This is a genomic window from Rhodococcus sp. IEGM 1302 (assembly GCF_030056935.1).
GTDB classification, from domain to species: domain Bacteria; phylum Actinomycetota; class Actinomycetes; order Mycobacteriales; family Mycobacteriaceae; genus Rhodococcus_F; species Rhodococcus_F qingshengii.
In genome coordinates this window covers 1-16659 of the sequence record NZ_JASHKY010000037.1, presented here as the reverse complement: position 1 = coordinate 16659, position 16659 = coordinate 1, and the positions used below count along the sequence as shown (strand labels likewise).

The following is a 16659-nucleotide window of genomic DNA, read 5'->3' as shown; positions in this document are numbered from 1 at the left end:
TCCCAGCCCGCCGCTAGATCGGCCGGTACCCGGCGCCGACACCTCCGTGGGCATTGATCGTGTCCACGATGGAGGTCATGTTGGTGCCGAGTTCCGGCCCCAGGCACGGCACCCAGAGGTAGGCGTTGACCATCGCGACCAGCGTCGTCCCGACCGTGACCGGGGCTCCCGAATCACCGTGGTCGACGCAGATCTGAGTCCAGGTGGATGCGTCGGCGCTCAGGTCTCCCCAGACGACGCCGCAGGTCGTGCCCGTCGTACGGCCTTCCTTGCAGGCTGTAGCCGGGAAGCTGGCCGGAGCGCCGATCGAGGTGATGGTTGCCGCGCCCACCGTTCGAACTGGTGTGACCTTGCCCGGATCGAACTGGATGACCCCGTAGTCCAGGTCCGGGTTCGACTCGACGAACGTGCCGACCACGCCTGCGTCCTCGTTGCTTTCCGGGATCACGAACGATCCAGGACCACCGCAGTGACCTGCGGTGATACCCACGAGTCTGCCGCCGTTGTCGTGACCGATAGTGGTCAACGTACAGACCAGCTGATTGTCGATGATGATGCCCGAACCACCACCCATGGGCGTGGGTGCAGCAACCGCATTGCTGCTGACGATGAACCCGAGTCCGAGTGCCAAGACCAACGCTGCCAGAGCCGAAACAATTCGCTGCAACATCACAATCTCTCCGCCGGTAATCTCCCCGCTGCAAAAAACGCATACCCCGGAAAGTGCGGACCTACGCAGCGTTTCTAGTCGGTAGCTCCGAGCGCTTCGAGCATCTTGCGTGCCTCCTCGAGCTGACGACTCAACTCGTCGACTCGCGCTGCAGCCATGTCCCGTGCAGCGACGATGATGGACTCGACAGCCTCGATTGCGGTGGGCTCACCCAACTCGCGGACAGCTCGCTCGACCGCATCGGGTGCGACCGGAACTGCTTTGCCCGGACGCTTGGCGCCCTGTGTGACCGTCACGCTCCAGTCGTTGTCCGCGCCGGCATGGATGGTGACGCTGATACCGGCCGGCAGTTTCTTCGCACGCTTGACGGCCGGACGAGGTGTCGCGGCAGGGGCAGCAGTGGCAGTCGGTACCGGAGCGGGTGCAGGCTGCGCACGCGGCTTCGGTCGAACAGGCTCTACGAGTGGCTCCATCAGGGGCTCGGACTCCACAACTGGTTTGGGCCGTGGCGCCGGTTTGGCCGGTGCCGCGGAGACGCGGTTTATGCGCAATTCCTCTGCCTCGAAAGGCAATTCGTCGTTGACGCCTTTGGGGCGGATCATCACGGTGTTGCCGTCCACCGACACGACTTTCGCCGAGGTACCGGCTTCGATCCCCAGGCTGGGAGTCGCCTCGCGCAGATAGACGGTGGCGCGCTTGCCTTCGGCGACAGCCGTGGCGAGCGCTGCCAGATTGTCCGCAGTGAGGTGATCCGGCGTTGATGCGGCAGCGCCGGAACGTCTACGGGGTGGCATGCGCAGGTCCTTTCAGAAGTATCTCGTGCATTTCGGTATCGACAGTGCTTTTCTCGGGGCAACTCTTGCACAAGCCACCGACGTGTTGACTCTCACCGCCCGCCTGAGCCCGAGGATCCGTAGACGGTTCGGCCAATTCAGTACTGTTCTCGGGGCACCGCGTGGAAGATGGTGGACAGAAATTCGTTGCGGCAATAAGGAGCACGGTGAGCAGTTCGGAGTCAGAGTGGATCGACGAGGTCACCGAACCCGCCCCTGCTGAATCTCACGTTGCCGAACCTCACACTGCTGATCCGGTCGACGTCGATGCTCATCTGCTCAGCCGGATTCAAGCCGACATCGAGGAGTCCCTCCTCGGCGGACCGCGCTGCTTCACGCAATCGCAGATCGCGGAATTCGCCGGTGTGACACGCGAGCGTGCCGATCGTTTGTGGGTCGCGATGGGCTTTGCCGTCGACGAGGATCCTGACGCCGTCATGTTCACCCAGCAAGACGCCAACGCCCTCAAGACGATCATCGACATGGTCAATCGAGGAGTCATCTCGCAGAGCAGTGAGGTGGCTGCCGCCCGTTCACTGGGGCAGTCGATGTCGAGGTTGGCTGAGTGGCAGGTCTCGCTGATCAGCACACACATCATCGACCAGCTCGCCGACTCGGCAGATCACGAGCCCGAAGCGATCCGGAAGATCGTTCTGCGCCTCGGCGCCGAGATCATTCCCGCTGTCGAATCTCTGCAGACGTACGTATGGAAGCGTCACGTCGCGTCGTCGACGGGCCGCAACGTGGGAAACCCGGGCGAAGAAGTAGCGAGTCGTGTTCTGGTTGTGGGTTTCGCCGACATCGTCGGGTACACCTCGCTGACCCGCGGCCTCGACTCCGCCGAACTCAACGATCTGCTCGAGCGGTTCGAGTCCGCGTCCACCGAAATCATCGGTCGCAACTACGGCTGGGTGGTCAAGACCGTCGGTGACGAGGTCATGTTTGCCGCCGAGAGTCCTCATCACGCAGCCGAGATCGCTTTGCAGATCCAGCAGGCGGTCCTCGCCGATCACGACGATCCGCAGCTTCGGGTGGGCCTGGCCATGGGGCCGACGTTGGTTCGCTTCGGAGATCTCTACGGTTCGGTGGTCAACAAGGCCGCGCGCCTCACCAGCTCTGCTCGTCCCGGCACCGTGCTGATCGACTCCGAGTTGGCCACCCAACTCGGCTCGGACGCCAATTTCAAACTGCGGCACCTTCGTCCGCGACGAGTACGCGGAATCGACAGGCTCGAACAGTACGTCCTTCGACGCAACCTGGAGCCGTGAGCGTCAGCTCGACACTCCGCGTGCAGCCAGAAAGTCGTCCACGATCTGCTCACACGCAGCCTCCCCGAGAGGCGTCAGCGTGGCCAGCTTGGTGAGCACCAAAGGTCCGACCAACTGAGCAAGTGCGACGTCGTAGTCGTACTCCCCCAACGCGTCGATCGCGCCCGGCGAGCGCAGGATCCGATCGAACGCGTGTCGGTACTGCTCGAAAACCGTCTGGCGCAGCGATCGCAATTCGGGCTTGTCCGTGGACAGGGCATCGACGCTCGAATAACCCTTCAGTTCCGGCCCCAAGCCGAGCCAGCACATCGCCGTCACCTGGATCGGTGCGCTTTCGATGGCCTTGGCCTGACTGGTCAACAACTCGAGCAACTGCGCGCGGAGATCGCCTTCACCGGACATCTCCGGCACCGGCGGCAGTAGACGTGCAAATGCCGCGGCGAGTAACTCCGTGCCGCTGTCGAAATGGCGATACAGCGTCGCACGCGCGACGTTGGCCAACTTGGTGACGGCATCGATCGTCACGGCGTCGACGCCGCCTTCTGCCAGCAGCGTGGTCGCTGCGTCGAGCAACCTGGACCTGGAACGCTGTTTGCGCGGGTCCTCGTCGTTTCCCTGCTGTTCGATTCCCTGCTTGTCGATTCCCACCGTCACAACTTCAGTTATACCCACTTGGGGGTTGTGGAACTGCTGTTCTTGTAACGATACTGATGGTCTTGTTTCTATCGGGAGGTTTCGTGAGTAGCGATACGACGCTCGAACAGTCCACGTGGACCATCCGACAGATCTGGATGCTGACGGTCGCGTGCTGCGCCGTCGCGCTGGTCGTCGCAGCGATGGCCGCTCTCAACACGGCCCTTCCCGACTTGGCCCGCGATACCGGTGCAACACAGAGCCAGCTCACGTGGATCGTGGACGGGTACACGCTCACGCTGGCTTGTCTCTTGTTGCCGGCGGGCGCACTCGGCGATCGATACGGTCGACGAGAACTGCTCATGTTCGGACTACTCGTTTTTGCTGCCGGCTCGTCGATTCCGGTCTTCGCGGACGAACCGTCGTGGATCATCGTCTCCCGCGTGATCTCCGGCGTCGGCGCCGCATTTGTCATGCCGGCGACGCTGTCTCTACTCACTGCAGGTTTCCCGCCGGCGCAGCGTGCCCGCGCCGTCGGAGTCTGGTCCGGCGTCGCAGGGTCCGGTGCAATCGCCGGACTTGTCGTCTCCGGGTTGCTCCTCGAAAAATGGTCGTGGCATTCGATATTCGTCAGCCTGGCCGTCGTCTCAGTTCTCATCCTCGTGGTGTCGTTCACGATCGTGACGTCGAAGGACACGGAGGCAACTCCACTCGATCTACCTGGTACAGCGCTGATCGCCGGCTCGATCGGGCTGTTCGTCCTCGGGATGATCGAGGCGCCGGCCCGTGGTTGGCTCGATCCGGTAGTTCTCGCGTTGCTGGTCGGCGGAATTGCCATGGCCGCGGTATTCAGCTGGGTCGAATTACGTACTCGCCATCCACTTCTGGACGTGAGACTGTTCGCCAATCGCGCATTCGGCAGCGGCGCAGCGTCACTGACCCTGCAATTCCTGGCGACTTTCGGCTTGTTCTTCCTGATCGTGCAGTATCTCCAACTGGTGCTCGACTACTCCCCCCTGCAATCGGCGCTCGCCCTGATGCCGATCGCTGTGCCGGTGATGGCGCTGTCCGTGGTTGCTCCCCTACTGATTCCGCGTATCGGCCTTCGCGCTCTCACCGCCACCGGGGTTGCCTTCCTCGGAACCGGAATTGCACTCCTGACGCGCTTGGATGCCAGTTCGACCTATGCCGAAGTCTGTGTTCCCTTGGTAGTGGCCGCCATTGGATTGGGTTTGTCGACAACCCCCGCCACTGCTGCCATCGTCTCCAACGCACCGGACTCCAAACAGGGGGTTGCCTCAGCAGTCAACGACGCAACCCGTGAGATCGGCTCCGCCATCGGCGTTGCACTGGCGGGAAGTATCCTCGCCGCCGGCTACGGAAATCACGTCCAGCCCGCGGTCGACTTGCTACCCGAACCGGCCAAGGAGCCGGTATCCGGTTCTCTGGCCGCCGCTCTCCACGTCGCCGAAGCAGCCGGGCCGCAGGGTGCCCAGTTGGCCGAATTCGCCCGTGAAGCCTTCATCAAAGGCATGGATCAAGGAGCACTCACGCTCGCTTCGATCATGTGGGTATCCGCGATCGTTCTGGGATTCTGGGCTCCGGGTCGTCAGCGAGACTGACCGCCTCGTCGGTACGCCGGGGCCTTGGTCGTCTGCTCCGACTGCAGAGTCTGCAGGAGGGGCATCGACCGGAGTGGCACCACAACCGAGAGAACCATGACGCTGGTCGACCGGGTGGCTATCCCCGACCGATTCAGTTCGAGCAGCGTCGCTTGCAAATCCTCGTGCGACGCAGCGGCAATCCGGCACAGCACGTCGCCGGAGCCGGTGGTGGCAAAGGCTTCGAGCACACCGGGGATTGCCTCGAGTTCCGCTGTGACGGTGTCGAGCGCCCCCTGGGCGATCTGCAAAGTCACGAATGCCTGTACTCCGAAACCCGCTGCAGCCAAATTGATGTGCGGCGCGTATCCGGCGATGACGCCCGCATCTTCCATCCTTTTCAATCTCGCCTGCACTGTCGCCCGCGCAACCTTGACCTGACGCGAAAGCTCCAACGCACCGGCTCTCGGGTGCTTGTTCATCGCGTCCAACAGAGCCAGATCCACTGCGTCGAGATTCACGTCTGCTCCACTCGTCGTTCAACTATGCAAATTGCCTACAAAACAGTGCCACCATCTTCGCATTCCGGCGCTGTGTCTACTTTCAACTACCTCCGTTGACTACCCAACCTCTGAAGGACTTATCTGTTTGTACTGGCAGTGCCGAACATAACTCGAGCACCGCGCTGTGTACATCGCACTCAGAGGGGACTCACCATGACCGTCGAACAGACTCTCACCGACGACGAACAGTTGGCCGGCCTGGATCTGGAGCAATTACGCCAGCTGGTCGGACTGGTCGAGTACGACAGCGATCACGATCCCTTCCCCGTGAGCGGTTGGGACGGCCTCGAATGGATCGTCGGAAATGCCACGCAGACTTCACATTTCTTCCAGTCTGCGTTCGGCATGGAATTGGTGGCCTATTCAGGCCCGTCGACGGGAAACCGCGACCACCACGCGTTTGTACTCAAAAGCGGGGCCGTGCGGTTTGTCGTCAAAGGTGCTGTGGATCCGGCAAGTCCGCTGATCGAACATCACAGCCGTCACGGCGACGGTATCCGCGACATCGCGCTCAGCGTCCCTGACGTGGACAAGTGCATCGCACACGCCATCACCCAAGGCGCGACGGTGTTGAGCGAACCGCACGACGTCACCGACGAGCACGGCACCGTTCGCCTGGCCAGCATCGCGACGTACGGCGAGACTCGGCACACCCTCGTCGACCGTTCCCGCTACACCGGCCCTTACCTTCCCGGATACGTCGAACGGACGTCGTCGTACCGCAAGCGTGACGGCGCGCCCGAGCGCATCTTCCAGGCCCTCGACCACGTCGTCGGCAACGTCGAACTCGGCAAGATGGACCAGTGGGTCGACTTCTACAACCGGGTCATGGGATTCACCAACATGGCCGAGTTCGTGGGCGGCGACATAGCCACCGACTACTCCGCGCTGATGAGCAAGGTCGTCTCGAGCGGCAATCACCGAGTCAAGTTCCCACTTAACGAACCTGCCATCGCGAAGAAGCGGTCACAGATCGACGAGTACCTCGAGTTCTATCAAGGTCCCGGCGCTCAGCATCTCGCGCTTGCGACCAACGACATCCTCGGAGCAGTCGATGCTCTGGTCGACGAAGGAATCGAGTTTCTCTCTACTCCGGCTTCGTATTACGAGGATCCCGAATTGCGCGCGCGTATCGGAGAGGTTCGAGTTCCGATCGAGGAATTGCAGAAGCGAGGCATCCTCGTCGACCGCGACGAGGACGGCTATCTTCTTCAGATCTTCACCAAGCCGATCGGAGATCGTCCCACCGTGTTCTTCGAGATCATCGAACGCCACGGCTCACTGGGATTCGGACTGGGAAACTTCAAAGCCCTGTTCGAAGCGATCGAGCGTGAGCAGGCCGCGCGGGGCAACTTCTGAAGTAGGTCAGCTGTTTTCGGTCCACGCCCAGACCACCGCGGGTCGCCCGGTGGCACTGACCCGGACTCGTTCGTCCGTACGTTCCAGCCCTGGCAACGCTTTGAGCGTCCGGTTCAAATTGCCCGGGTCCGGACGCACACCGGAAAGCTCCTCCGCCACGGCCAGCGCGTACGACGCCGGAAACGACGGACCCAGTAGTGCCCGCGTGAATGCCTGATCTCGCCACAACAGGGTGTCAGCAAGGATCGGGCGGGTATCGGCGACTATCCGATTGTGGTCGAACGCAAGGTCCCCCGGGTTGTCCCAGCTCACCCATTCGGCCGAACCCGGCACCTCGTCCGACGAGATCACTGCCCACATGGTCACCGAGAGCGTCGGACCGCGGGGGTCGCGATTGGGTTCGTCGAACACGGTCAATTGACCGCTGACGAGGATCTTCTCGTCGGGAATTCCGAGCTTGGTGGTCACGGCTCGCCTGGCGGCGTCCTGCAACCGCTCACCGGCGCCCAGCAGTACACCGGGCAGCGCCAACTGCCCGGTGTACGGCTCCGCTTGCCGCGGAGTGACGGCAAATCGCAACATCCCGGGTTCCGGATTGCCGAACCGGAGCGCGATGACATCGATCGAGACAAGTGACTGGTCCACACCGTCCATCATGCAGGCACTGGGCATCGCATCTGACGATCGACCCGGTCGGCACCGTTCGCGGTCAGCACTACCGGCGCACCCATTTCCTCGCTCAGATACCGGGCGAAATCCTCCGGGTCGGCCGGAAGTTCCTTCGGCACGACCCCTACGGCTTTCAGGGAATCTGTCAGCGCCTGCTGGTGATCGAGATCCTTCCACTCTCCGACCGGAACGAACGGCAATCCTTCGTACGCGTGCACCCCGTGGATCGGGACGCCTGCAGCCCGCGCGCGATCCATCGCGTCGAGATGAGTAAGCGCCAAACCGTCGACGCCACCGCTCACCTCGATTGCGTAGTGCAACAACAACTCGTCGAGGTGGCCCATCCGGAATCCGCCTTGATACTCACCCGTCCCGTTGTGCAGCTCGGGCAACACCTTCGCCAGCTCCGGATCCTCCGTCGGGAAGGGCCCAGCTCCGTGTCGTGTCATGTACGTGCGGGTGACGCCGAGTACGTAACTGTCCCGGCCCAACTCGTCGATCATCGCTCGCGCGTTGGACGGTTCGACCGTCGACCACGTGGTGTGTGGGTGAAACCCCCGCCACTCGTCGAGAAGGACACCTTGTGCCCCCTCGAATACCAGACGACCACGGGCACCCAACGCGCCCAGCGCATCCGGGTCGGCGATGTCCACGACGGCACCGAATTCCGCGTACATGTCGACCATGTCGTCGATCGGCGGAAAACCGTGGCGACTCTCCGCGATCAACGGTCCGTAAAATGTGGCCATCGTCGACAACTTACGACGCAAGGAGTCAGGTCGCCGGCAGTCTCCCACCGTAGGCGCATTCGCAACTTCGAGCGCATACGCCGCGGTCTCACCGATCCCCTTGCCGCACGAGCCGTGTCGGTTACCGCCGCGAGCATCCTCACGAGCCCTGTTGGCGGCCACGTGAATCGGCGTCGTCAACAATGCGCGCGCGTCGATCCGTATCAAATCGAACGGATTTCGAACTCCGAGCGCTTCCAGAGCACGCGCCTCCCGGGCGAGCGCGATGGGCTCGACCAACACGAATCTCGAGAGAAACGTCGGGACGCCGGACAGCGTTCCCGAACCGAACTGCGAAAACGTGTGGTGGCGCTCGCCGACCGTCACGTTGTGCGCTGCCTGTGCCCCACCGTTGAACCGGACCACTGCGGCCACACCCAAATCGGCTTGGTCGGAGCAAAGCCAATCGACGGTTGCTCCCTTCCCCGCATCTCCGAACCCGAGGTCTACGACGACGATATCGCGGTCTTCAAACGGCTCCATCATGCTCTCCTTCTATGCGAAATCGACATCGTCCGTATCGGTTCCGAGATCGTGGGGCAACCCGGCCACCGTCGCGGTGCTGCGCCCTGGAATTAGAGCGAGAGCCTTGCCGACGGTCTCGGCTTCAGCTCTTGAACCGATGTCGCGGAGATCCGCCAGTCCGTCACGCAGGTCGATGCGGTCCTCGCCGATTCCGACCGTCAGCGCGATCAGTTCGCACACCGCAGCGGGGTCGTCGAGTTTGACGAAGCGTTCACCGAGCAACTTCTTCCAGTGATCCGCGATTTCCGGATCGTTGAAGTACGACGACTGATCTGGCAGAACGAAGTAGACATTCCATCTTTCTTCGAGTTCACGGTAGATCGACGAGACCGATACGTCCTGACGTACCTTGTCCCCGATCACCGAACGGATGTGACGAGCCGAGAGCCGCGGCTTGTTCAGCTCGTCGCCGATGATGAAGAGGTAGCCTTTCCTTCCGCGCTTCTCCCAGGCATCCGTACTGGTGTGGCGCGCCATGAAATATGCTGCCAATTCATAGCTTTCCGACTTCTGTCCGCCACCGTTGCCCTCGAGGAAGATCGTCCGAAGCTGCTCGTCCATCGCGTTACCCGACTCGAACTGACCGACTTGTAGTGGCACCTGATCGGAATCGGCGTCGCCGATACCACCGAACAGAATCTGCGGATCATCCGCGTATCCCTTGCGTTGCAGCAGCCCGTGCAGCTTTCCGAGCTTGTCCTGCATGATTCGCGGAACAGCGCCCATCGAGCCGGTGACATCGAAAAGCACTGCTATCGGGAGAGAATCGGGGTGCCCGGCCGAGTCTCGGCATTCACGCTTGTCGACGCCGAAGGGGTCGAGGGTCGGGTCCGCTTTCCAACTGCTTCGCGGACGCGACCGAAGCGAATCGGTGTAACCGAAATCGTCGACACCGCGTGCGGCACGAAAAGTCTTGCCCGCCAAATAGGTGTTGTCGTCCCAGTATCCGTAGCCCATGACAATCACTGTCCTTTCGTGGATGGAACTGCGAACGGACGAAATGTCCGCTGGCCATAGAGAAGATCGAGGAGTTCGTCGAACTCACCCAGTAGGTCGACCGCGTCGGGACGCAATCTCGGGTTGTCCTGCATGCTGCCGTCGGCAAACGCCTTCATCCGTTCGTGGGTCTGCTCGCCCAGCATTCGGAGCATCAAATGATGAGCCATGTAGACGTCCCAGGCCGGAGACGCTCCTTCGCCGAGTTCCGGTGGGTACGAATCACGATCGGAACCGATCGTCGCCACCGGGCGGCTGCCCGTACGGGTGGCAAAGGACCAGCCGACCAGCACCACCCCGTGCCGATCAGGCTCGATCAGCACGTTCTCCGCGGTAATCGCCGTGTGCACCCAACCAGTCGCATGCGCTGCTGCCAGAGCCCGAAGTAGCCGTCGGTGCATCCACGCCCAGTCCCGTGGATCGAGGCCACCTGGATACGCCTCACGGACGTCGGCGAGACTCACAAAACCTTCGGTCAGATCGTCCAACACATCGATCTGACGTCTCGTGCCGCTGCCCACATGGGTGATTTGATCGATCAATCGCGGGAAGTACGAGACTGCCCAACCGGCTTCGCACGAATTCTCGATGTCCGTCAACACATTCCGTTCGGCCTCGATCATCGAGTTCGCCCGAGGGTCTCGCGGAATCTTCAGTACGACACCGGCATCGGACCGGTACAGGTTAGCGACCGAGCCGCGCGCTACCAGTCCACCCAACGTGTACTCGCCCCGCTCGCCGACATAAACGGGCCGAGAATCTGCCGGCTCGAACTCCGCTGTCCAACTGCGGTATAGCTCGTTCAACCGAGATGTCGCGGCCGAGTATCGCACCCGATCTTCGGGCTTCGCCCGGTCCGGATGAATGGCGGAGGCGAGCCGATGAAAACGACGCTTTGCAGCGCGACGGGTGTCGAGATCGCTGGAGTCTCCCCCGAACACATCGGCCGAAACTCGTGCTGCCTCGACGATTTCAAGTGCCGTGCTGATCGTTTTCATAGTTTTAGTCTATCTGACTAAAACGAAGACGGCAAGAATGCGTATTTCATCCGAGTACATGCGCATCACATCAGGACACGGCAATCACCTGGCGGTACCGAGGGCTGAAACAGCTTTGCGTAGCTCGATCACTGCCAGACTGCTGTCGCCCTCGCGGGTACACAGATCGATCGAACACTGCTCGATGTCGGAAATGCGCACGAAACTGATATCCGAGCGGGTGTAGTACTCGGCAATGGTTGCTGCCGTTATCACCACCGCCCGACCGTTGGCGACAACCTCGAGCGCTTCGTCCATCGTGCGGACAGAGGGACCGTACCGGACGGGTACACCACTCGGGCGCGGGTCCACCGACCACCATTTCACCCATTCGGGTGGCGCACCGTCACTCGAAACCTGCACAGTCCCATCTATTTCAGAAATCTCGATACTCGTACGGCCCGCCAGTCGGTGTCCTCGAGGCAGGGCCACCACCCGCGGTTCGACGCCGATCCGTTCGAGCACCACACCGTCGAGCACCGGCAGTGGAGGGCGCACGAAGGCGGCATCGACGGTCGCGCTCGCCACCGCGGAAACCTGTTGGGACCAGTCCAATTGGACCAGCTCCACCTCCGCATGCAACGAATCGATCACCGCACGTCCCAAACTTCCGGCCGCCCCGTTGATGAATCCGATCCGCAACCGCCTGGCCCGCCGACGCTCGAGTGCGTCGAGCCCGTTCATCGCGCGAACGGCGAACTCGAGAGCGGGCCGCGCATCCGCGACGAACACCTCACCCGCGGCGGTGAGCACCACCGGGTGCGAACTGCGATCAACCAACTCGACACCCACCTGTTCCTCGAGTCGACGAATCTGCTGACTGAGAGCAGGCGCCGTGACGAACAACCGGTCTGCCGCTCGGCCGAAGTGCCCTTCCGCCACGACGACGAGCAACGAGGACACCAACCGCAGATTCAGATCTTCACCTCTTCTCGCCTTTTTCATTACCGTCCATTCGGTTGTCTTAGGCCGCTGTTCGCCAGCAAAGTGATGACCATCACGGTATCTGAACAGCGGAGTTAAGCAAACCGGCAATTGTCGAACGAAGTTCTACATGTACAGCGAATGCCACGTCAGGTCACAGTTGTCGCAGATCCGGACAGCCCGCCGAATCCGCGAAACCAGGAGATGTGATGAGCAAGTACGAGCACGAATTCGTCCACATGATGGATGGCGTCGAAAAGCAATTGGAAACCATCGACAATCCGCGGCACCAGAAGATCCTCCGAAACTACCGGCGCCACGCATTGCTCGAGGTCTCCGGTCGTTACAAGGAAATCCTCTCGCCCGACATGACCGTCGAAGAACCCGTCTACCGGTTGTTCGAAGACGGGCAGTCGATTGTCCTCGACGGCATGGACGCCGTCACCAACTTCTACCAGTCACTCGCCGAGACGGACACCCTTGTCATGTGGACCGGACAGTCCGACTTCGCGGTCTCCGACAGCGGATTCTCGGGTGAGACTCTCTTCAGTCAATTCGTCCCAGGATCGATTCTGGGAGACGGGGTGTTCGGCGCGGTGCACGAATCGGGTGGATCCACCCCCGCAGCCCCCGAACAGTCGTCGGACATCGACCCCGACGGTTGGTATCTCGTGCGTCGGACCTTGGCATTTGTCTGGCCGTACGACGAGCAGGGGCGACTCATCGGTGAGCATGTCTACGAAGATTCTGCTTCGAAAGTCGTGACCAAGGTGGACCCGAGCGAAGTCATCACGGCGGCGCGCGCAGCCGAACTGCTTGCCCCACTGCTCGAAACGCACCTGCCGTGAGCGCGCCCGTAGCCATTGTCACCGGCGCAGCTGCCGGGTTGGGCGCCGCTATTGCCGAGCGCCTTGCGGAGGACTTCGGCACCCTGCTTCTCCTCGACATCGAAGAGGCCGCACTCGCCGACACCGCAGCACGCCTGGAAAGCCTTGGCGTAGCAGTCCACACGGCACGATGCGATGTTCGACGTGAAGGTGACGTCAAGAACGCCTTCGACGTGGCTGCATCGGCCGGAAGCCCGACTGCACTCGTCAACGGCGCCGGAATCGGCGTCTTCACTCCGTTCCTCGAGATCACCGAAGACCAGTGGGACAACACCTTTGCGGTGAACACCAAGGGCAGCTTCCTGATGTGCCGCGAATTCGTGAGCAGAACCGAGGGTCCGGCAGCGATCGTCAACATCGCGTCGATCGGTGCCCGCTTGGGCGGTGACATGCTCGCGCACTACGGACCGTCGAAGGCCGCCGTGATCGAGATGAGTCACAGCGTCGCCCGGATCGGTGCGACTCGAGGACTTCGCTCGAATACGGTCATGCCCGGCCTGATCCTCACCGACATGTGGCTTCGAACCATCAAGGAACTGCGTCGACGCGATCCCTCGCTCACAGATGTTTCCGATGCTGACGTCTTCGATTCTTTTGTCGCACAGATGGTTCCGATGGGTCGAGCTCAGACGCCCGGAGACATCGCCGAGATGGTCGCCTTCTTGCTCAGTGACAAGGCTCGCAACGTCACCGGCCAGACGATTGCCGTCGACGGCGGCGCCGTGATGACCTGATCGGGTCGATGGCGGTCAGCCCCAGCGCGACTGGCCGCCGTCGAGCGGGATCGTGGCACCCGTGAGGTACCCGGCGTCTTCGCTGACGAGGAAGACGACGGCACGACCGATGTCGGTCTCGGGGTCTCCGACGCGTCCCAGCGGAATACCTGCGACAAATGCCGCTGCCTCTTCGGGATTCTTGTCCATCCACCACTGCAACGCGGGAGTCTTGGCGTGCGGGGCAACATTGAGAACGCGAATGTTGTCCTTGCCCCATTCACAGGCCGCAGCGCGGGTCAACGAGCGCATGCCTTCTTTGATGGAACCGTAAGCGCCGTAGTTACTGGCATCCCAGCGCACCGCCGCCGAGGTGACCATGTTGATGATGACGCCACCGCCACGACTGTTCATGTGGGGGTACGACGCCTGCATCATGCGCAGGGTGGCGAGCGGCCCCGTCGCGAAGGAACGCTCGAAGTCTTCGTCGAGCACGCTCAAGAGTGGGCCGGGCTTGCAGTCGTTGGCGTTGTTGACCAGGATGTCGATTCCGCCGAACAGTTCGACGGTACGGTCCACGGCGTCGGTGATGTCGTCCTTCTTGCTGACGTCGCAGACCACCGCCTCACCGCGCGCACCGATGTCAGCCAGTAGTCCGCACGTGGTGTGCAACTTGGATTCGGTGCGGCCGGCAACGGCGATCACGGCGCCCTCTTTGGCCAAGGCCAGGGCAATCCCCTGCCCGATTCCCTGACCCGCACCGGTGATGAGTGCGACTTTGCCTTCGAGCTTGCCCATGTGACTACTCCAATGTCCGTCGACGCAGAGGTCCCTTTTGCGGGAGGGACCGGTCGATTCTGGTGACTGCCGCTGTTTGTCGTCTACACTCGACCTACAAAACAACCAAGCACTTGCTTGACCCTAAGGTGTGCGACCACGTCGCGTCAATCACATTGGGCGGCAATTCAGCTCGGCACCGCACCAGGAAGGCTCCACCGTGACACTGCCCAACCCCGTCGATTTCAGCGGACGCTCGGTGATCGTCACCGGCGGCACCAAAGGCATCGGCTACGTCATCGCCGAAACCTTCCTCGCCGCGGGTGCGAACGTGCTGGTCTGTGGCCGTAACGAGCCCGAAAACCTACCCACCGCCGACGGTCGTAGCGCAGCCTTTCGCGCCACGGACGTCCGCGATCCCGCCGACGCCGCAGCCCTCGTCCAGGATGCCGTCGAGCGCTTCGGCCGTCTGGACGTCCTGGTCAACAACGCCGGCGGCTCCCCCGATGCCGATGCTGCGACGGTGTCACCCCGCTTCGTCGAGAAGATCGTGGCCCTGAACCTGTTGGCACCCTTCAACGTTGCCCAGGCCGCAAATGCAGTGATGCAGACTCAGGACGACGGCGGTGCCATCATCAACATCGGCAGTGTCTCGGCGATCGACCCGCAGCCCGGAACCGCGGCGTACAGCGCAGCCAAGGCAGGCCTCCTCGTTCTGACCAAGGCATTGGCCCTCGAATGGGCGCCGAAGGTCCGGATCAACCACATCACCACCGGCCTGATCCGTACCGAGGCTGCCGCCGAGGTCTACGGCGCCGACGGCGGCGCTGCGGTCACCAGGACCATTCCGATGGAGCGCATGGCCGTGCCGGCCGATATCGCCAACTCCTGCCTGTTCCTGGCGAGCCCGCTCTCCTCGTACGTGAACGGCGCCGACATCGCCGTTCACGGCGGCGGTGAGTACCCGGCTCGCTACATGGCGACCCACCAGGATTGAAACAAATACGAAGCAGCCCCTGAGCGGATTCGCTCGGGGGCTGCTTCTTCGTGTGAACAACTGCGGGGCGCGACGAGGGGTCAAGCACCCCGCAGTTGAGTCTGGAGGGACTAGCGAGCGGAGAAGCTCACTCGTGCACCGGAAATCGCTACCTGATCACCCTTGGTGACCTGGAAGGCCAGGTCGTCGGGAGTTCCCCACGCAACGATGGACGGCGCTTCACCCGGATGGATTGCCGCAGCGAATCGACCCTCGAGGCTCACGAGGTCCGCCGGATGCACTCCGGCGACCCGGGCAAGCTCGAGCGTGCTCGCGGCCAACGTGCACAGGCCGTGCATGATCGGACGCGGCTGGTTGATCCGCGCCGCAGCCTCGGGATCGATGTGGATGTGGTGCTTGTCGCCCAGGAGCCGGTACATCGCCGTCTGGTTCTCCGCTGTGGTCAACACACCGGTCAACGAAGGCTCGCCGGTCGGCTCCGCCGGACGTGAGGGTCCACGTTCTCCGCCGAATCCACCGGCACCGGGGGCAAAAAGTGACCAGGTCGCGACGAAGTATTCGCACTCCACCTTCACTTCGAACACGGCCGCTGCGCCCTTGTCCCACACCTCGCCGACCGAAGCCTTCAAGGTCACGTCACCGCTACGCGGAAGCGGAGCAAGCACTTTCAGCTCTTGCGAGCCGTGCAGTGCCGTCGAGGTGTCGAAGGCGCCCGCCGAACCCAGAGCGTCGGGAGCCCACTGCGCCAGCGTCAGAGCAAAGGTCGGCAGTACCCGAAGCTGATCCTCGAAGACGAGGTCCAGCTCGGTCGCCTTGGCGCCCACGGCAAGTGCGTACAGGATCGCGTCGCGCTCGGTGTACGACACGGTGCGGGTCCCGAGATCGGCTCCACGCCAATCGCCGGCGGTCTTCGCAGCTTTCGAAGTTGTCACTGTCTTTTCCTCTCTCAAACAGCGCCGAGAACGAGACCGCTGGTGGGTACTGCTGTTCCGGCTGTGACCAATACGTTTTCGACGCCCTCGGGCTGGTTGGTCGACGTGCCTCGCACCAGTCGCACACCTTCGGCAATTCCGTTGACACCGTGCAGGTACGCCTCGCCGACCTGACCACCGTGAGTGTTGGACGGCAGGCGTCCACCGATCTCGAGGTTGCCTTCGCGGATGAAGTCCTTTGCTTCGCCTGGCTTGCAGAAGCCCAGTTCTTCGAGCTGGGGAAGCACCAACGGAGTGAAGTGGTCGTACAGAATCGCGGCGTTGATGTCATCAGGGGTCAGGCCGCTCTGGCCGTACAACTGACGAGCAACCAGGCCCATCTCCGGGATACCGGAGATGTCGGGCCGGTAGTAGCTGGTCATCATGTGCTGATCCTTGCTACTGCCCTGAGCGGCGCCCTTGATGACGACGGGCTTGTTGGCCAGAT

General features: G+C 62.3%; 18 protein-coding genes. 6 read left to right on the top strand and 12 right to left on the bottom strand.

The genetic code is table 11. From position 1 onward, the window contains the following. Nucleotides 1-13 precede the first annotated feature (13 nt). Both QM609_RS27210 and QM609_RS27205 read right to left on the bottom strand, forming a co-directional pair. Nucleotides 14-670, bottom strand: a complete 657-nt coding sequence (locus QM609_RS27210; RefSeq protein ID WP_007732621.1) for a S1 family peptidase — start codon at nt 668-670, stop codon at nt 14-16. A gap of 74 nt (nt 671-744) precedes the next feature. Beyond that, nucleotides 745-1464 carry a DUF6319 family protein gene (locus QM609_RS27205; RefSeq protein ID WP_030537011.1) on the bottom strand — a complete coding sequence of 240 codons (720 nt, stop codon included), beginning with the start codon at nt 1462-1464 and terminating at the stop codon, nt 745-747. A 206-nt stretch (nt 1465-1670) separates the two neighbouring features. On the opposite strand from QM609_RS27205, the gene QM609_RS27200 reads away from it, so the two are divergent. Then, the gene (locus QM609_RS27200) at nt 1671-2771 is read left to right on the top strand and encodes an adenylate/guanylate cyclase domain-containing protein (RefSeq protein WP_007732623.1); all 1101 of its coding nucleotides are present in this window, start codon (nt 1671-1673) and stop codon (nt 2769-2771) included. Between the two features lie 3 nt (nt 2772-2774). Here QM609_RS27200 and QM609_RS27195 read toward each other — a convergent pair whose 3' ends face one another. Continuing rightward, nucleotides 2775-3425 (bottom strand): TetR/AcrR family transcriptional regulator, encoded by a 651-nt coding sequence (locus QM609_RS27195; RefSeq protein ID WP_042448361.1) that lies wholly within the window; start codon nt 3423-3425, stop codon nt 2775-2777. Between the two features lie 56 nt (nt 3426-3481). Here QM609_RS27195 and QM609_RS27190 point away from each other — a divergent pair, with 56 nt between their 5' ends. Further along, nucleotides 3482-5026, top strand: a complete 1545-nt coding sequence (locus tag QM609_RS27190; RefSeq protein ID WP_050656830.1) for an MFS transporter — start codon at nt 3482-3484, stop codon at nt 5024-5026. Here the strand turns inward: QM609_RS27190 and QM609_RS27185 are convergent. Then, nucleotides 5014-5526 carry an Lrp/AsnC family transcriptional regulator gene (locus tag QM609_RS27185; protein WP_003939810.1) on the bottom strand — a complete coding sequence of 171 codons (513 nt, stop codon included), beginning with the start codon at nt 5524-5526 and terminating at the stop codon, nt 5014-5016. The two genes, QM609_RS27190 and QM609_RS27185, sit on opposite strands and share 13 nt — an antisense overlap. Nucleotides 5527-5721: 195 nt before the next feature. On the opposite strand from QM609_RS27185, the gene hppD reads away from it, so the two are divergent. Next, nucleotides 5722-6927, top strand: coding sequence for a 4-hydroxyphenylpyruvate dioxygenase (hppD, locus tag QM609_RS27180; RefSeq protein WP_030537007.1), 1206 nt, complete (start codon nt 5722-5724; stop codon nt 6925-6927). A gap of 6 nt (nt 6928-6933) precedes the next feature. Here hppD and QM609_RS27175 read toward each other — a convergent pair whose 3' ends face one another. The 5 genes from QM609_RS27175 to QM609_RS27155 all read right to left on the bottom strand — a co-directional run bounded on the left by QM609_RS27175 (nt 6934) and on the right by QM609_RS27155 (nt 11887). After that, nucleotides 6934-7584, bottom strand: a complete 651-nt coding sequence (locus tag QM609_RS27175) for an NUDIX hydrolase (RefSeq protein WP_020909123.1) — start codon at nt 7582-7584, stop codon at nt 6934-6936. Then, nucleotides 7581-8870: an adenylosuccinate synthetase gene (locus tag QM609_RS27170; RefSeq protein WP_030537006.1), complete on the bottom strand. Its 1290-nt coding sequence runs from the start codon at nt 8868-8870 to the stop codon at nt 7581-7583. The genes QM609_RS27175 and QM609_RS27170 overlap by 4 nt, the downstream gene beginning before the upstream one ends. A gap of 9 nt (nt 8871-8879) precedes the next feature. Beyond that, on the bottom strand, nt 8880-9866 hold the full coding sequence (locus tag QM609_RS27165) for a hypothetical protein (protein ID WP_030537005.1): 987 nt from the start codon (nt 9864-9866) through the stop codon (nt 8880-8882). Nucleotides 9867-9871: 5 nt separating this feature from the next. Further along, nucleotides 9872-10903, bottom strand: a complete 1032-nt coding sequence (locus QM609_RS27160; protein ID WP_030537004.1) for a hypothetical protein — start codon at nt 10901-10903, stop codon at nt 9872-9874. 84 nt (nt 10904-10987) lie between these two features. Then, nucleotides 10988-11887, bottom strand: coding sequence for a LysR family transcriptional regulator (locus QM609_RS27155; RefSeq protein WP_007732639.1), 900 nt, complete (start codon nt 11885-11887; stop codon nt 10988-10990). A 188-nt stretch (nt 11888-12075) separates the two neighbouring features. On the opposite strand from QM609_RS27155, the gene QM609_RS27150 reads away from it, so the two are divergent. Both QM609_RS27150 and QM609_RS27145 read left to right on the top strand, forming a co-directional pair. Continuing rightward, nucleotides 12076-12714 (top strand): hypothetical protein, encoded by a 639-nt coding sequence (locus QM609_RS27150; RefSeq protein ID WP_007732640.1) that lies wholly within the window; start codon nt 12076-12078, stop codon nt 12712-12714. Then, nucleotides 12711-13487: an SDR family NAD(P)-dependent oxidoreductase gene (locus QM609_RS27145; protein ID WP_007732641.1), complete on the top strand. Its 777-nt coding sequence runs from the start codon at nt 12711-12713 to the stop codon at nt 13485-13487. The genes QM609_RS27150 and QM609_RS27145 overlap by 4 nt, the downstream gene beginning before the upstream one ends. Before the next feature lie 15 nt (nt 13488-13502). Here QM609_RS27145 and QM609_RS27140 read toward each other — a convergent pair whose 3' ends face one another. Beyond that, the gene (locus QM609_RS27140; RefSeq protein WP_007732643.1) at nt 13503-14264 is read right to left on the bottom strand and encodes an SDR family NAD(P)-dependent oxidoreductase; all 762 of its coding nucleotides are present in this window, start codon (nt 14262-14264) and stop codon (nt 13503-13505) included. Between the two features lie 199 nt (nt 14265-14463). Between QM609_RS27140 and QM609_RS27135 the strand changes: the two genes are divergently transcribed. Then, nucleotides 14464-15240, top strand: coding sequence for an SDR family oxidoreductase (locus tag QM609_RS27135; protein ID WP_003940546.1), 777 nt, complete (start codon nt 14464-14466; stop codon nt 15238-15240). A gap of 110 nt (nt 15241-15350) precedes the next feature. On the opposite strand, the gene QM609_RS27130 is transcribed toward QM609_RS27135, so the two are convergent. Both QM609_RS27130 and QM609_RS27125 read right to left on the bottom strand, forming a co-directional pair. Beyond that, nucleotides 15351-16172, bottom strand: coding sequence for a MaoC/PaaZ C-terminal domain-containing protein (locus QM609_RS27130; RefSeq protein WP_030537003.1), 822 nt, complete (start codon nt 16170-16172; stop codon nt 15351-15353). A gap of 14 nt (nt 16173-16186) precedes the next feature. Further along, on the bottom strand, nt 16187-16659 hold a 473-nt coding region (locus QM609_RS27125), incomplete at its 5' end, for a thiolase C-terminal domain-containing protein (RefSeq protein ID WP_502942726.1).

Bases quoted from the DNA above. Each gene is read 5' to 3' on its own strand.
- QM609_RS27210 (WP_007732621.1), bottom strand. From the start codon at position 670: ATGTTGCAGCGAATTGTTTCGGCTCTGGCAGCGTTGGTCTTGGCACTC.
- QM609_RS27205 (WP_030537011.1), bottom strand. From the start codon at position 1,464: ATGCCACCCCGTAGACGTTCCGGCGCTGCCGCATCAACGCCGGATCAC.
- QM609_RS27190 (WP_050656830.1), top strand. From the start codon at position 3,482: ATGGTCTTGTTTCTATCGGGAGGTTTCGTGAGTAGCGATACGACGCTC.
- hppD (WP_030537007.1), top strand. From the start codon at position 5,722: ATGACCGTCGAACAGACTCTCACCGACGACGAACAGTTGGCCGGCCTG.
- QM609_RS27175 (WP_020909123.1), bottom strand. From the start codon at position 7,584: ATGATGGACGGTGTGGACCAGTCACTTGTCTCGATCGATGTCATCGCG.
- QM609_RS27170 (WP_030537006.1), bottom strand. From the start codon at position 8,870: ATGATGGAGCCGTTTGAAGACCGCGATATCGTCGTCGTAGACCTCGGG.
- QM609_RS27165 (WP_030537005.1), bottom strand. From the start codon at position 9,866: ATGGGCTACGGATACTGGGACGACAACACCTATTTGGCGGGCAAGACT.
- QM609_RS27160 (WP_030537004.1), bottom strand. From the start codon at position 10,903: ATGAAAACGATCAGCACGGCACTTGAAATCGTCGAGGCAGCACGAGTT.
- QM609_RS27155 (WP_007732639.1), bottom strand. From the start codon at position 11,887: ATGAAAAAGGCGAGAAGAGGTGAAGATCTGAATCTGCGGTTGGTGTCC.
- QM609_RS27150 (WP_007732640.1), top strand. From the start codon at position 12,076: ATGAGCAAGTACGAGCACGAATTCGTCCACATGATGGATGGCGTCGAA.
- QM609_RS27140 (WP_007732643.1), bottom strand. From the start codon at position 14,264: ATGGGCAAGCTCGAAGGCAAAGTCGCACTCATCACCGGTGCGGGTCAG.